Genomic DNA, 13728 nt, shown 5'->3' on the forward strand with positions numbered 1-13728 from the left:
ATGGTTCCCGCCCTGTCCCCGAGCCGAGCGTCGGACTTCAAGCAGTGCCCCCTGCTCTACCGCTTCCGCGCCGTCGACAAGCTGCCCGCCCCGCCCTCGCCCGCGGCGGCCCGTGGCACGCTCGTCCACGCCGTGCTGGAGCGGCTCTTCGACCTGCCGCCCGAGCAGCGGACCCCCTCGGCCGCGGCCGAGCTGGTCGGACCGCAGTGGCAGCAGCTGGTCGAGCAGGAGCCCGAGCTCGCCGAGATGATCGCCGGGGACGAACAGCGCACCCTCGACTCGTGGTTCGGTGAGGCCAACGCGCTGATCGAGACCTGGTTCACCCTCGAGGACCCGACCCGGCTCGAGCCCGCCGAGCGCGAGCTCTACGTCGAGACCGACGTGGACGGCCTGGTCCTGCGCGGGTACGTCGACCGGCTCGACGTGGCCCCCGACGGCGCCATGCGGGTCGTCGACTACAAGACCGGCCGCTCCCCCAGCGAGCTGTTCGAGGGCAAGGCGCTGTTCCAGATGAAGTTCTACGCGCTCGTGCTCTGGCGGTTGCGCGGTGAGATCCCGCGGCTGCTCCAGCTGGTCTACCTCGGCAACGGCGAGGTGGTGCGGTACTCCCCCGACGAGCACGACCTGCTCAGCCTCGAGCGCAACCTCAAGGCGGTGTGGGGCGCCATCGAGCGCGCCGCCACCACCGGGGACTGGCGACCCAAGACCTCACGGCTGTGCGACTGGTGCGACTTCCGCCAGTTCTGCCCCGCCTGGGGCGGCACGCCGCCGCCGCTGCCGGAGAACGCGGCGCGGATCGCCCTGGACCCGGGCGTCTCGGGCCAGGTCGTCCCGGCGGACGACTAGGCCTGACGGACAGCCGGCTCCGGCCGGCTCCGGCCGGCTCCGGCTGCCCACCGGGCCGCCGGGCCGCCGGGCGCTAGCCCCGGCGGGCCCCGTCGAACAGGGTGCGCAGGTCGCGCGGGGTGAGCCCCCGCAGGCTCGGCGCCTGCACCGCCCCGGCGATGACGGGCACGGGCACGACGTGCGGGACGGCGAGCGTCGGCACGCCCGCCCCCACGGCCGACCGGACCCCGGTCGGCGAGTCCTCGATGGCGACGCACTCTCTCGCCTCCACGCCGAGGGCGCGGGCGGCGGCGAGGTACGGCTCCGGGTGGGGCTTGCCGTGCTCGACCTCGTCGCCGGTGATGACGGCGGCGAACGTGCCCTCGGGCAGGGCCCCCACGACGGCGTCGGCGAGCGACCGCCACGACATGGTCACCAGCGCGCTCGGCACCGACTCGGCGGCGAGGGCCTCGAGCAGCTCGAGGGCACCGGGGCGCCACGGCACGTGCTCGCGGACCTGGACGATGACCCGCTCGAGCAGCCGGTCGATGATCTCGAGCGGGTCGAGGTCGACGGGGCTGTTGTCCCGGATGAACTGCGCGGACACCATGAGGTCGTTGCCGACGAGCTCGTGGGCGTACTCGTCGCTCCAGACGCCACCGGCCTCCTCGACGATCGCGTGCTCGGCTGCGATCCAGTACGGCTCGGTGTCGACGAGGGTGCCGTCCATGTCCCAGAAGACGGCGGCGGGCAGGTCGGTCACGTCGGCCGAGTCTACGTGGGCCTGCGCACCCTCCCGACCACGGGACCGTAGGCTGGGAAGACCGGCACCCCGCCGGTGCGCGAAGGAGGAACGGTGATCGAACTCGAGGACGTGCCGGAGCTGGACAACCCGGTCGTGATCGCCGCCTTCGAGGGGTGGAACGACGCGGGCGAGGCAGCCACCGCGGCCATCGACCACCTGGTCGACGTCTGGGACGCCGAGCCGATCGCCGCCCTGGACCCCGAGGAGTACTACGACTTCCAGGTCAACCGTCCCCGCGTCGTGCTGGACGACGGCCGGCGACGGATCCACTGGCGCACGACCCGGATCCTCGTGGCCTCGAGCTCGGGCCTGGACCGCGACGTGGTCCTCGTGCAGGGCATCGAGCCGTCGTTCCGCTGGAGGGCCTTCACGATCGAGCTGATGGAGTTCGCCCAGGAGGTCGGCGCCAGCACGGTCATCACGCTCGGCGCGCTCATGGCGGACGTGGCGCACACCCGGCCCATCCCCGTGACGGCCACCTCCGAGGACGAGGACGTCATCCACCGCTTCGACCTCGAGCCGAGCCGCTACGAGGGCCCGACCGGGATCGTGGGCGTGCTCGCCGACGCGGCGACGCAGAGCGGGCTGCAGTCGGTCTCGTGCTGGGCAGCAGTGCCTCACTACGCGGGCCACACGCCGTCCCCGAAGGCCACGCTCGCCCTCATCTCGCGGCTCGAGGAGCTGCTCGACGCGCCCATCCCCCACGGCGACCTCCCCGAGGGCGCCCGCGCGTGGGAGCGCGGCGTCAACGAGCTCGCGGAGACCGACGACGAGGTCGCCGAGTACGTCCAGTCGCTCGAGCAGGCCCAGGACACGGCCGACCTGCCCGAGGCCAGCGGCGACGCGATCGCCCGCGAGTTCGAGCGCTACCTGCGCCGGCGCGGTCAGAACGGCGGACCGCAACCCGGCCCCGGGGGGCCCGCCTAGGGACCGGTGGTTGACACCACCACCCCCCCGGGCGCACGGAGCGGTCGCCGACCGTGCCGCCGTCCAGAAGGTCCAGGTCGCGGTCGCGGCCCATCCGGGCAAAGGGGACGTCGGCTTCTGGCGCGCTGTGCTGGGCTACGCACCACTGGCCGACGACAACGCCGTCGACCCCCTCGGTCACAGCTCGACGGTCTGGATGCAGGAGCTCGACCCGGACAAGCCGCTGCGGCACGCCATGCACATCGACGTCTCGCTCGCCCGGGAGCACGCGGAGGCGCGGGTGGCGGCGGCGTTGGCGGCAGGTGGCCACGTCATCGACCACAGTGCCGCGCCTGCCGCGTGGATCCTCTCCGACGACGGCGGCAACAGGGTGTGCGTCGCCGCCTGGCCCGACGGGGCCGAGCCGACCGCTGCCGGCGGCCGGTACTCCTAGACGCGGACGCCGAGGATGGCGTCGACGGCCCGGGCCAGCACACCCGGTGCCGCCTCGTCGTCGCCGCCGACGGTGAGCGTGCGGTGAGCCCAGCGGTCCACCACGGCGAGGGCGCCGGGAGTGTCGAGGTCGTCCGCGACGCGGGCCCGGAGCTCCTGCACCACGCCGTCGGAAGACGGAGCCGTGGCGACCGAGAACGCCGCGCGCCACCGGTCCAGCCGCTCCCGGGCCTCGGCCAGCCCGGCGTCGGTCCAGGACCACTCGGTGCGGTAGTGGTGCGCGAGCAGCGCCAGGCGGATGGCCATCGGGTCGACGCCGTCGGCGCGCAGCTTCGAGACCAGCACGAGGTTGCCGCGGGACTTGCTCATCTTCTCGCCGTCGAGGCCCACCATCGCCTGGTGCGCGTACGTCCGCGCGAACGGCCGCTCGCCGGTCAGGACGGTGGCCTGCGTCGCGCTCATCTCGTGGTGCGGGAAGACGAGGTCGGTGCCGCCACCCTGGACGTCGAACGCCATGCCGAGGTGGTCCAGCGCGATCGACGTGCACTCGATGTGCCAGCCCGGTCGCCCGTCGGGCAGCCCCTTGGCGGCCCAGGACGGCTCCCCCGGCCGGGCCGCGCGCCACAGGAGCGGGTCGAGCCGGTCGCGCTTGCCGGCGCGGTCGGGGTCGCCGCCCCGCTCGGCGAAGACGGCCAGCATCTGCTCGCGGGACCAGTTGGAGACCGAGCCGAAGCCGGGGTCGCGGGTGAGGTCGAGGTAGACGTCGTCACCGGCCGGCGAGTCCGGGGTGTCGACGGTGTACGCCGCGCCGGACTCCAGGAGGGCCTGCACCGCCCCGGCCACCGGCACGATGCTCTCCACGACGCCGACGTACTGGTCCGGGGGGATCACCGCCAGGGCCGTCATGTCCTCGCGGAACAGCGCGATCTCGTCGGCGGCCAGCTGCTCCCAGCTGATGCCGTCGCGCTCCGCGCGCTCGAGCAGCGGGTCGTCGACGTCGGTGATGTTCTGGACGTACTGCACCCGGTGCCCGGCGTCGCGCAGCGCCCGGCCGAGCACGTCGAAGGTGACGTAGGTGGCGGCGTGGCCCATGTGCGTCGCGTCGTAGGGCGTGATCCCGCAGACGTACAGGCGTGCGGTGGGGCCGGGCGTGAGGGCGCGGACGACACCGGTCGAGGTGTCGAAGAACTGGACGGGGCGACCGGTGCCCGGCACGGAGGGGATGGAGGGCGTGGGCCAGGAGATCACGAGCGAAGCCTACGTGGGCCGCTCAGAGCGGCGGCCACGGGATGGCCGGCCACTGCCCCGACGGCCTGGGGTATGCCGCGGCCGCCAGCAGGGCGCGGCAGCGCGCCTCCAGGGCGGCCACCTCGGCGGACGTCAGGAGCACGTCGAGGTCGGTCCGCAGGTCCGACGTCCCGTCCGAGACGGCCGTGAGCACGCGGTCCACGCGCGCCAGCTCCTCGTCGGACACCGGCTGGCCGGCGAACCCCCAGAGCACGGTCCGCAGCTTGCGCTCCTCGTGCAGGCTGACCCCGTGGTCGAAGCCGCGCAGGCCGTCCTCGACCCGGACGAGGTGCGAGCCCTTGCGGTCGGCGTTGTTGATCACCGCGTCGAACACCGCGACCGACCGGGCGGCAGGGGTGTCCTCGTGCACCACGACGACGGCACGACCCCGCTCGTCCTCGCCCTGCAGCACCGGCAGCCATCCCTGCGGCACGCGGCCGGCCGGGACGACGTCGACCGGGTGCTCAGGAACCTCTTCGGGGTCGCCGACCCAGCGCTGCACCGAGCCGGGACCGTGCGGCCCCTCGCGGAGCACCGTCGTCGGGACGACGCCCCACCCGCCGAGGTCGCTGATGAGCCGTGCCGCCACCTCGCGCGCGGCGAGGGAGCCGTCCGGGAAGTCCCACAGCGGCCGCTCACCGGAGATGGGCTTGTAGACCGCGAGCGGTCCCTCGTCGGAGCCGAGGCGCACGAGCAGCGCGAGGTTGGACGCGTCCGCGAGGGCGCCCAGCACGAACAGGTCCGCCGTCGTGAGCAGCTCCTCGACGGCCTGCGGGTCGGTCGGCCAGACGCTCAGCGCTTGTAGCCGTTCGCGCGCGGACAGATGTGGCCCTCGGGCTCGAGGGGACCACCGCAGAACGGGCACGGCGGCCGGCCGGCGGAGACCACCGACTGGGCCCGGCGGGCGAAGGCCCGTGCCGTCGCGGGCGGGAGGACCACGCGGATCTGGCGGGGCTCCTCGGTCAGGACCGACGGGTCGAGGCTTGCCTCGGGGTCGTCGGGGTCGCGGTCGAGGGCCTCGATGACGACGACCCCACGGGCCTCGTCCCAGGCGAGGCTGAGCGTGTTGACGCGGAACTCGTCCTCGATGGGGGTGTCCAGCGGAGCGTTGTCGGTCAGGGCGGCAGCGGCGTGGTCACCGCCCGCTCCCCCGGCGTAGCTGTCCAGAAGGTCGTTGATCCGGTCGGCCAGGACCGACACCTGCTCCTTCTCCAGCGAGACGCTCGTGAGCCGACGCCCCGAGCTGGCCTGGAGGAAGAAGGTGCGCTGGCCCGGGGGGCCGACGGTGCCGGCCACGAATCGGTCCGGTGGGTCGAACTCGACGAGCGCCATGGAGCGAGCCTAACCGGCGCCCCCGCCCACGGCGGCGTCGGCCGGTGGCGGCTCCTCGGTGTGGAAGCGGGAGAGGTCGGGGGCGATGTCGTTGGCCGCGAGCAGGAAGGTGTGCCGGCCGCCGTAGCGCACCACCGAGACCGACGCGGGGTCGGCGGTGTACCGCTGGAACCGTTCCAGGCCTGCCCCGGTGGCGTCGGCGAGCAGCGCCTTGACCAGGTCGCCGTGCGTCACCGCCGCCCACACGGCGTTCTCGCCGTGGGCCTCGCGCACCTCGCTGTCGTGCCGCTGCACCGCGCGCACGACCCGGTCGGACATCTCGGCGAGGCTCTCGGCGGCATACACGTCGTCGTCGGGGAAGCGCGCGGAGGCGGGGTCGTCCTGCACGGTGGACCAGAGCGGCTCCTTGGCGAGCTCGCTGAGCTTGCGCCCGGTCCACGCGCCGTAGGCGCACTCCTGCAGGTCGTCGTCGACCGCGACGTCGGCGCCCACGGCCGCGGCGATCACCTCGGCCGTCTCCCGGCACCGCTCCAGCGGGCTGCTCACGACCCGCGCGAGCGTGGCGCCGGCGAACCGCTCGGCCAGCCGCGCCGCCTGCTCGCGCCCCTTGTCGCTGAGGTGTATGCCGGGCGTGCGCCCGGCGAGGGTGCCGTCGCCGTTCGACGTGGAGTGGCCGTGGCGGACGATGATGACGGTGGGCACGCACGAACCATACGTGTGGCTCCGTGCCCGGCAGCCCCCGGCGTGGTGGAGTGTTCCCGTGATCGTGGACCAGGCCATCTACCGGCGAGGGCGCCGTGAGCCGTGCGGCGACCTCAGCGACGCGCTTGACGCCCTGCGCGCCGACGACGAGAGCACCGACTTCCTGTGGATCGGGCTCAAGGACCCGACCTCGGCGGAGTTCGACCTCGTCAACGAGGAGCTGCAGCTGCACCCGCTCGCCGTCGAGGACGCCGTCAACGGCCACCAGCGGGCCAAGGTCGAGCTGTACGACAACACGATGTTCGTGGTCCTCAAGCCGCTGCGGTACATCGAGGAGACCTCGGACATCGAGACCGGCGAGGTGATGATGTTCGTCGGGGACCGGTTCGTCGTCACGGTCCGGTACGGCGAGGCCGGCCCGCTGAAGGCGGTGCGGGCGCGGCTGGAGGCCAACCCCGAGATGCTCTCGCACGGGGCCATCGCGGTGCTGCACGCCGTCACCGACGCGGTCGTCGACAACTACCTGGCCATCGACGCCGAGCTGCAGGACGACCTCGAGGAGATCGAGCAGTCGGTCTTCGCCGGGTCGGAGACGGTGACGTCGGAGACGATCTACCGGCTCAAGCGCGAGGTGCTCGAGTTCCGGCGGGCCGCGACGCCGCTCGCCGCTCCCCTGCGCATGCTGCACGACGGGTCACGGTCCCCGCTGCCCGACAAGGAGGTCCGGCTGCTGCTGCGGGACGTCGCGGACCACCTGTTGCGGGTCATCGACCACATGGAGTCCTACGACCGCCTGCTCACCGACATCCTCAGCGCGCACCTGGCGCAGATCTCGGTGCAGCAGAACAACGACATGCGCAAGATCTCGGCGTGGGTCGCGATGGCCGCGGTGCCGACCATGATCGCCGGCATCTACGGCATGAACTTCGACCACATGCCCGAGCTGCACTGGTACTACGGCTACTTCGAGGCGCTGGGCCTCATGGGAGCCGCGTGCCTCGTGCTCTACCGGATGTTCAAGAAGTCCGGCTGGCTCTAGCGCACCCGCCTGCTCCCGCAACCGCCTTCCCCGGACCGCCGGGCCCGGGGAAGGCAAGAACCGGTCAGGTGGCCGACATGGCCCCCGTGGCGAGGACCACGGCGAGCACGAGGCCGAGGGCCACGCGGTACCAGACGAAGGCGGTGATCTTGTTGCTGGAGACGAACCGCAGCAGCCACGCGATCGAGGCGTAGGCGACGACGAACGCCACCACGATGCCGACGGCCATCTGGGCGCCGCCGAGCAGCTTGAGGTGGTCCTTCTCCTGCACGGCCTCGAACAGGCCGGCCGCGGTGAGGGCCGGGATGGCCATGAAGAAGGACAGGCGCGTCGCCGACACGCGGTCGATCCCGCGGAACAGGCCGGCCGAGATCGTGGCGCCGGAGCGCGACACCCCGGGGATCAGCGCGAAGCACTGCACCAGGCCGATGACGAGGCCGTCCATGAGGGTGACGCCACCCTCGGTGCGCTCCACGCCCTCGCGCTCGAGCTTGCCGTGCCGCGACTCGGCAAGCCACATCACGACGCTCCACAGGATGAGGGCTGCTGCGACGACCCAGAGGCTGCGCAGCGGCCCGCTGATGAGGTCCTTGGCGAGGAAGCCCACGATCCCCACGGGGATCGAGCCGACGATGACGGCCCATGCGAGCTGGTAGTCGTGGTGGGTGCGCGCCTCGGCGCTGCCGAGGCCGCGCACCCAGGCGACCAGGAGCCGCACGATGTCGCGCCAGAAGAAGAGCAGAGTGGCCAGGATCGCGCCGAGCTGGATGATCGCGGTGTATGCCGTGATCGCGGGCGCGTCGACCTGCAGCCCCAGCAGCTTCTCGGTGATGGTGAGGTGCCCGGTGGAGGACACCGGCAGGAACTCGGTGAGGCCCTCGACGATGCCGAGGATGATGGCCTGGAGGAAGCTCAGCGTCACTGGTCTGCTTTCGTGGGGGCGGGAACGGCGGAGCCAGTGTCCCCCATGAGCTCGGCCATGGTGCGCACGACCCGCAGGCGGTCCTCCAGCGCGCCGGCGAACGGCGCCACCGACAGCGTCCCCACGCCGGCGTCGGCATACCGCTGGAGCCGGTCGCGGATGCGGTCCGGCGGCCCGATCAGGGTCGTGTCGTCGATGAACTCGAAGGGCACGGCGGCCGCGGCGTCGCGGTGCTGCTTGGCCAGGTAGAGGTCCTGCACCGTCGCGGCGGCCTCCTCGAACCCCATGCGGCAGGCCAGCCGGTTGTAGAAGTTCTGCTCGCGCGAGCCCATGCCGCCCACGTACAGCGCGGCATACGGGCGGATCGCGTCGGCCGCGGCCTCGACGTCGTCGGCGATCACGACCGGCACCGACGGGGCGATGTCGAAGCCGGCCAGCGGGTCGGTGCCGTCGGCGCCGTGCCCGGCCCTGCGGCGCCCGGTGCGCACGGACTCGACGAGGTCGCCGGAGTGCTCGGGGCTGAAGAAGATCGCGTGCCAGCCGTCCGCGACCTCACCGGCCAGCTCGAGGTTCTTCGGCCCGACGGCGGCGAGGTAGAGCGGGATGTGCGGGCGCGGCGGGTGGACCGTGAGCTTGAGCGCCTTGCCGGGCCCGTCGGGCAGCGGCAGCGTGAAGTGCTTCCCCTGGTACGCCACGGTCTCCCGGCGCAGCGCCATCCGGACGATGTCGACGTACTCCCGGGTGCGGCCCAGCGGCGCGTCGAAGCGCACGCCGTGCCAGCCCTCGCTGACCTGCGGGCCGCTGACGCCGAGGCCGAGGCGGAAGCGGCCGCCGGACAGGGTGTCGAGGGTCGCGGCCGTCATCGCGGTCATCGCGGGGGTCCGGCCGGGGATCTGCATCACCGCTGCGCCGAGCCCGATGCGCTCGGTCTGCGCGCCGATCCACGCCAGGACGGTGGGGACGTCGGAGCCGTACGCCTCGGCCGCCCACGCGACCGAGTACCCGAGCCGGTCCGCCTCCTTGGCGACCGCGACGTTGTCGCCGTCGACGCCCATGCCGAAGTAGCCGAGGTTCACGCCGAGTTCCATGGGGCGAGGCTAGCGGCGGGCCGTCCCGGCTCCGCCGCCGCGGCCAAGTACGGTACCGAGACATGCGCCACAGACGAATGGGCAGCTCCGGGCTGTCGGTCTCCCGCCTCGCCCTCGGGACGATGACGTGGGGGCGGACCACCGACGAGGAGGGCGCGCGCGAGCAGCTGCGCACCTTCCTCGACGCCGGCGGCGACCTCGTCGACACCGCGCACGGGTATGCCGACGGGGCGTCGGAGGAGATCATCGGCCGGCTGCTCGAGGACGAGGTGTCCCGTGAGGACCTGCTGATCTGCACCAAGTCGGGCATCTCCCGCCGCTCCGGCCACCGGGTCGTGGACACCTCGCGCCACAGCCTGCTCAGCCAGCTCGACACCTCGCTGGAGCGGCTCGGCACCGACCACGTCGACCTCTGGCTGGTGCACACCTGGTCGGACGAGGTGCCGCTGACCGAGACGCTGTCGGCCCTGGAGTGGGCGGTGGGCACGGGGCGCGCCCGTTATGTCGGGGTGTCCAACTACAGCGGCTGGCAGACCACGCGAGCACTCTCGCTGCTCGAGCAGGCCCGGGTGCCGCTGGTGGCCAACGAGGTCGAGTACTCGCTCGTCAACCGGTCGGCCGAGCCGGACCTGCTGGCCGCGGCGCAGGCGCTCGGCTTCGGCCTGCTCCCGTGGTCACCGCTCGGTCGAGGCGTCCTCACCGGCAAGTACCGCAACGGCATACCGGCCGACTCCCGGGCGGCGTCGCGGGACTTCCCGCGGTTCACGGCCCGCTACCTCGACGACCACAGCGTGCAGGTCGTCGAGGCCCTGGCGATCGCCGCGAAGGGTCTCGACGTCTCCCCCGCCGAGGTCGCGCTGGCCTGGGTGCGCGACCGTCCGGGAGTCGTCGCGCCGGTCGTCGGCGCGCGGACCACGGCACAGCTCCGGACATCGCTGGCCTCCGAGGACCTCGTGCTGCCCGAGGAGCTCGTGGCGGCGCTGGACGAGGTGTCCGCCTGACCCGAGTCGGTCAGGGGCGGGCGTCGTCCTCGTCCTCGTCGACGTCCTCGTAGTCCTCGTCGTCGAAGCCGGAGTAGACGCCGTCGCCGTCCTCGTCCGAGTGGTCGTCGAGCTCCTCGTCGTCCTCGTCGTCCTCGTCACCGTCGTAGATGTCGAGGGGCGTCATCTCGCCGTACGCCTGCAGGAGGGCGTCGTCGTAGGCCGCGAACGCGTCGGCGAGGTCGTCGTACGCCGCGATGACCGTCGGGTCCTCCTCGCCGCGCTTGGCGGCGGAGGCCTCGAGGTGCCGCTCGAACGCGGTGACGAGGGCGGTCAGCGCGCCACGCGGGTCAGCGGTCATGTGTCGACCGTATCGGGTTCTGGGTCAGAATGGAGGGCGATGGTCGAGTACGAGTACCGCGTGCTGAGCTTCACGCGCAAGGATTCCCGGTCCGAGATCCGCCGCACCCTCGCGGAGCACGCGGAGTACGGCCACTGGGAGCTGCACCGCACCCGGATCTACCTCGGTGGCACCCAGCGGACGTGGCTGCGGCGCAAGATCATCCGGGTCCCGCGGCCCCTCTGACGCGGTCAGTGGCGGCCGCGCACCGGGACGAGCCTGCTGGCCCGCACCAGCAGTGCGCCGAGCACGAGCAGCCCCATGCCGGTGGCCAGCGTGGGCAGGACGTCGCTGCCGGTGAAGGCGAGCCGGCCGAGCGCCGACAGCGCCGACACCTGGTCCGCCTGCGTGAGCGAGGAGGACCCGTGCGACCCGCCGGAGTGGGCGCCGGGGGCGTGCGAGGCAGCGCCGGCCGGGCACGGAACCACGAGCTGCTGCAGCGGCAGGCCGGCGGCGGTGAGCTCGCGGATGACGTCGTGGTCGAGGACCACGAGGGTGGTCTGGACGGGGACGACCTGACGGGTCACGCGCACGCAGGCGCCCAGGAGCCCGTTCACCGTCGCATCCACGGCGGCGACGTGGTCACCGGCCGGCACCGCGCCTGCGGGGCAGGGCGCGAACGCCTGCGGAAAGCGCTCCACGAGGGGGGAGGACAGGTCGGCGCCGACGGCCTTGGCCGAGACCTCGAAGGCGGGCGTGGACCCGCTGGAGGCGAAGACGCACAGGGAGGCGGCCGGGGTGTCCGCTGCGGCGGAGGCGCCCGGCTGGGTCGAGGCGGAGGCCGAGCGCGACTGGTTCGAGGCGGTGCCCGAGCGGGTCGTGGTCGTTCCGCCACCCGAGGACGCGGTGTTCCCGGAGGATCCAGCACCAGTCTGCGTGGCGGCCGGGGTGCTGCTGCCGGATGCGGTGGTGCTCGTCCCGGTCGGGAGCGGGAGCGCCGGCAGGGACGGGGCGGAGGGCAGCGGGACGGGGAGCGTCGGCAGCGGCGCGACGGCACCGGTCAGCGGCTGCGTCACGGGTGTGAGCGGGTCGGTCCCGGTGGCGGCCTGGCTGGGAGCCGCGACCGCGGCCAGCCCGCCGCCTGCGACGAGGAGCGCGGCGCAGGTGCGCAGGAGGGTGGTGCGGTGGAGTCGCATCGTCGGGGCTCGCTTTCGGCGCAGGTGGTGACGCCGTGACAACGAGGGCACCCCGCGTTTGGCTACGTGCCGGTAACCGCGACTTTCGCCGGGTGCAGCTCTCCCGGCACACGCCCCCCCCCCGTCGAGCGGGTGCAGCGCCTCAGCAGGTGGCGACGAACCGCTGAAGCACCCGCGTGCCGAACTCCAGCGCCGACACCGGGACCCGCTCGTCGATGCCGTGGAACATCGGCGCGAAGTCGAGGTCCGCGGGCAGCTGGAGCGGGGCGAAGCCGTAGCCGGTGATGCCCAGCGTGCTCAGGGCCTTGTTGTCGGTGCCGCCCGAGAGGCAGTACGGCAGGATCTCCGCGCCCGGGTCCTCTGCCAGCAGCGCGGCCTTCATGGCGTCGACCAGGGGCCCCTCGAACGGGGAGTCCAGGGCGATGTCGCGATGGACGACCTGGACCTCGACGTGCTGGCCCGCGAGCTGCCGCACCGTCTCGAGCAGGTCGTCGTCGTGGCCGGGGAGGAAGCGGCAGTCGAGCGAGGCGCTGGCGCTCTGCGGGATCACGTTGTGCTTGTACCCGGCCTCGGTCATCGTGAAGTTCGCGGTGTCCTGCAACGTCCCCCGCACGAAGCCCTGCGCGCCGCCGAGGTGCTCGAGCAGCTCGTCGAGGTCCTCGTCCGACCACGCGGTCCCGGTGATGGCGCTGAGGCCGTCGAGCAGCTCGCGCACGGACGCGACGTACTCGCGGGGCCACTTGTGGGCGGCGATCCGGGCGATGGCCTCGGCGAGCCGGACCACGGCGTTCTCCGGGTTGGGGACGGAGCCGTGCCCGGCCCGGCCGGTGGCCACCAGCCGCAGCCAGAGGATCCCCTTCTCGGCGGTCTGGACGAGGTATGCGCGGGTGTCGCCGCCGTCCTTGGCGGGGACCGTGACGCTGTAGCCGCCGACCTCGCTGACGGCCTCGGACACACCTTCGAACAGATCCGGGCGGGTGTCGACGACGTGGTGGCTGCCCTTGACCCCACCGGCCTCCTCGTCGGCGAAGAAGGCGACGACGAGGTCCCGCGGCGGCTTGGCGCCACGGCGGGCGAGGTCGCGGACCACGGCCAGGATCATGGCGTCCATGTCCTTCATGTCGACGGCGCCGCGTCCCCAGACGCAGCCGTCGCGCAGCTCGCCCGAGAACGGGTCCACCTGCCAGTCGGCTGCGTTGGCCGGGACGACGTCGAGGTGGCCGTGGATGCACAGGCCCGGGCGCTCGCGGTCCTCGCCCTCGAGGCGGACGACCACGCTGGTGCGTCCGGGGTCGGACTCGACGACCTCGGGCTCGAGGCCGACCTCGCGGAGCAGGCCGACGACGTAGTCGGCCGCCTCCCGCTCCCCCGGCCCGCTGCCGTCCCCGTAGTTGGTGGAGTCGATCCGGATCAGCTCCTGGCAGATCCGGACGACCTCGTCCTGCGGGCGGACGTCCTGCGGGGTCGAGTCGCTCATGTCCCCACCCTAGGGGCGGATTGGGAGACGGGTCGGGCTGGGTGCTATCGTTCCGGACCGCGGCAGGCGCTCCCCCAGAGGGCCTGTTCACACCCTGTCCGGGTGGCGGAATGGCAGACGCGCTAGCTTGAGGTGCTAGTGCCCTTTATCGGGCGTGGGGGTTCAAGTCCCCCTCCGGACACCACGCGAAGAAGGACCAGACACGCTTCTCGTCTGGTCCTTCTTCGCGTATGCACCGCCGCGGACTTGGGAGGAGCCCGTGAGGGACGAGCGGGCGACGGCTCCCCCTCCGGACACCACGCGAAGAAGGACCAGACACGCTTTTCGTCTGGTCCTTCTTCGCGTATGCCGTGGCCCAGGGCCGCGTGGTGGCTGC

16 protein-coding genes and 1 tRNA gene are annotated in these 13728 nt (G+C 72.9%); 7 read left to right on the forward strand and 10 right to left on the reverse strand.

Annotated features, from left to right (window positions below; translation table 11 throughout):
* Entirely contained in the window at positions 1–846 is an 846-nt protein-coding gene (locus J2X64_RS16945) for a PD-(D/E)XK nuclease family protein (RefSeq protein ID WP_310157003.1), read from the forward strand.
* 73 nt (positions 847–919) lie between these two features.
* On the opposite strand, the gene J2X64_RS16950 is transcribed toward J2X64_RS16945, so the two are convergent.
* Complete coding sequence (locus J2X64_RS16950; protein ID WP_310157006.1) at positions 920–1588, reverse strand: HAD family phosphatase; 669 nt, start codon at positions 1586–1588, stop codon at positions 920–922.
* Positions 1589–1681: 93 nt separating this feature from the next.
* Between J2X64_RS16950 and J2X64_RS16955 the strand changes: the two genes are divergently transcribed.
* Together J2X64_RS16955 and J2X64_RS16960 are read left to right on the forward strand one after the other, a co-directional pair.
* Positions 1682–2557: a PAC2 family protein gene (locus J2X64_RS16955; protein WP_310157008.1), complete on the forward strand. Its 876-nt coding sequence runs from the start codon at positions 1682–1684 to the stop codon at positions 2555–2557.
* A gap of 10 nt (positions 2558–2567) precedes the next feature.
* Positions 2568–2990, forward strand: a complete 423-nt coding sequence (locus J2X64_RS16960) for a VOC family protein (RefSeq protein ID WP_310157009.1) — start codon at positions 2568–2570, stop codon at positions 2988–2990.
* Here J2X64_RS16960 and mshC read toward each other — a convergent pair.
* Genes mshC through J2X64_RS16980 form a run of 4 tightly spaced genes read right to left on the reverse strand, consistent with a single transcriptional unit; the run spans position 2987 to position 6310 of the window.
* Positions 2987–4237 carry a cysteine--1-D-myo-inosityl 2-amino-2-deoxy-alpha-D-glucopyranoside ligase gene (gene mshC, locus J2X64_RS16965; protein ID WP_310157011.1) on the reverse strand — a complete coding sequence of 417 codons (1251 nt, stop codon included), beginning with the start codon at positions 4235–4237 and terminating at the stop codon, positions 2987–2989. The genes J2X64_RS16960 and mshC overlap by 4 nt on opposite strands.
* Before the next feature lie 22 nt (positions 4238–4259).
* Positions 4260–5099, reverse strand: coding sequence for an SCO1664 family protein (locus tag J2X64_RS16970; RefSeq protein WP_310157579.1), 840 nt, complete (start codon positions 5097–5099; stop codon positions 4260–4262).
* Positions 5069–5608 carry a DUF3090 domain-containing protein gene (locus J2X64_RS16975; RefSeq protein WP_310157013.1) on the reverse strand — a complete coding sequence of 180 codons (540 nt, stop codon included), beginning with the start codon at positions 5606–5608 and terminating at the stop codon, positions 5069–5071. Before J2X64_RS16975 ends, J2X64_RS16970 begins: the two co-directional genes overlap by 31 nt.
* A gap of 9 nt (positions 5609–5617) precedes the next feature.
* Positions 5618–6310, reverse strand: coding sequence for an MSMEG_4193 family putative phosphomutase (locus J2X64_RS16980; RefSeq protein ID WP_310157014.1), 693 nt, complete (start codon positions 6308–6310; stop codon positions 5618–5620).
* Positions 6311–6368: 58 nt separating this feature from the next.
* Here J2X64_RS16980 and corA point away from each other — a divergent pair, with 58 nt between their 5' ends.
* Positions 6369–7349: a magnesium/cobalt transporter CorA gene (corA, locus tag J2X64_RS16985; RefSeq protein WP_310157016.1), complete on the forward strand. Its 981-nt coding sequence runs from the start codon at positions 6369–6371 to the stop codon at positions 7347–7349.
* Between the two features lie 64 nt (positions 7350–7413).
* Here corA and J2X64_RS16990 read toward each other — a convergent pair whose 3' ends face one another.
* Both J2X64_RS16990 and J2X64_RS16995 read right to left on the reverse strand, forming a co-directional pair.
* The gene (locus J2X64_RS16990) at positions 7414–8271 is read right to left on the reverse strand and encodes an undecaprenyl-diphosphate phosphatase (protein ID WP_310157018.1); all 858 of its coding nucleotides are present in this window, start codon (positions 8269–8271) and stop codon (positions 7414–7416) included.
* Positions 8268–9359 carry an LLM class F420-dependent oxidoreductase gene (locus J2X64_RS16995; protein ID WP_310157020.1) on the reverse strand — a complete coding sequence of 364 codons (1092 nt, stop codon included), beginning with the start codon at positions 9357–9359 and terminating at the stop codon, positions 8268–8270. Before J2X64_RS16995 ends, J2X64_RS16990 begins: the two co-directional genes overlap by 4 nt.
* 62 nt (positions 9360–9421) lie before the next feature.
* Between J2X64_RS16995 and J2X64_RS17000 the strand changes: the two genes are divergently transcribed.
* Positions 9422–10360, forward strand: a complete 939-nt coding sequence (locus J2X64_RS17000; protein WP_310157022.1) for an aldo/keto reductase — start codon at positions 9422–9424, stop codon at positions 10358–10360.
* A gap of 10 nt (positions 10361–10370) precedes the next feature.
* On the opposite strand, the gene J2X64_RS17005 is transcribed toward J2X64_RS17000, so the two are convergent.
* Complete coding sequence (locus tag J2X64_RS17005) at positions 10371–10700, reverse strand: primosomal protein (protein WP_310157025.1); 330 nt, start codon at positions 10698–10700, stop codon at positions 10371–10373.
* A gap of 39 nt (positions 10701–10739) precedes the next feature.
* On the opposite strand from J2X64_RS17005, the gene J2X64_RS17010 reads away from it, so the two are divergent.
* Complete coding sequence (locus J2X64_RS17010; RefSeq protein ID WP_310157027.1) at positions 10740–10925, forward strand: DUF5703 family protein; 186 nt, start codon at positions 10740–10742, stop codon at positions 10923–10925.
* Between the two features lie 5 nt (positions 10926–10930).
* Here the strand turns inward: J2X64_RS17010 and J2X64_RS17015 are convergent, their stop codons facing one another.
* Together J2X64_RS17015 and J2X64_RS17020 are read right to left on the reverse strand one after the other, a co-directional pair.
* Positions 10931–11875, reverse strand: coding sequence for a hypothetical protein (locus tag J2X64_RS17015; protein ID WP_310157029.1), 945 nt, complete (start codon positions 11873–11875; stop codon positions 10931–10933).
* A 142-nt stretch (positions 11876–12017) separates the two neighbouring features.
* Entirely contained in the window at positions 12018–13352 is a 1335-nt protein-coding gene (locus J2X64_RS17020; protein ID WP_310157031.1) for a M20/M25/M40 family metallo-hydrolase, read from the reverse strand.
* 96 nt (positions 13353–13448) lie between these two features.
* Here J2X64_RS17020 and J2X64_RS17025 point away from each other — a divergent pair.
* Positions 13449–13536 (forward strand) — tRNA-Leu (locus J2X64_RS17025).
* The last annotated feature ends 192 nt before the right edge of the window (positions 13537–13728 follow it).

This window comes from Phycicoccus sp. 3266 (assembly GCF_031456495.1).
Classification (GTDB): Bacteria; Actinomycetota; Actinomycetes; order Actinomycetales; family Dermatophilaceae; genus Pedococcus.

Excerpts from the sequence above, each read along its gene's own strand:
- J2X64_RS16945 (WP_310157003.1), top strand. The coding sequence starts at position 1 with ATGGTTCCCGCCCTGTCCCCGAGCCGAGCGTCGGACTTCAAGCAGTGC.
- J2X64_RS16975 (WP_310157013.1), bottom strand. The coding sequence starts at position 5,608 with ATGGCGCTCGTCGAGTTCGACCCACCGGACCGATTCGTGGCCGGCACC.
- J2X64_RS16995 (WP_310157020.1), bottom strand. The coding sequence starts at position 9,359 with ATGGAACTCGGCGTGAACCTCGGCTACTTCGGCATGGGCGTCGACGGC.
- J2X64_RS17000 (WP_310157022.1), top strand. The coding sequence starts at position 9,422 with ATGCGCCACAGACGAATGGGCAGCTCCGGGCTGTCGGTCTCCCGCCTC.
- J2X64_RS17005 (WP_310157025.1), bottom strand. The coding sequence starts at position 10,700 with ATGACCGCTGACCCGCGTGGCGCGCTGACCGCCCTCGTCACCGCGTTC.
- J2X64_RS17010 (WP_310157027.1), top strand. The coding sequence starts at position 10,740 with ATGGTCGAGTACGAGTACCGCGTGCTGAGCTTCACGCGCAAGGATTCC.
- J2X64_RS17015 (WP_310157029.1), bottom strand. The coding sequence starts at position 11,875 with ATGCGACTCCACCGCACCACCCTCCTGCGCACCTGCGCCGCGCTCCTC.
- J2X64_RS17020 (WP_310157031.1), bottom strand. The coding sequence starts at position 13,352 with ATGAGCGACTCGACCCCGCAGGACGTCCGCCCGCAGGACGAGGTCGTC.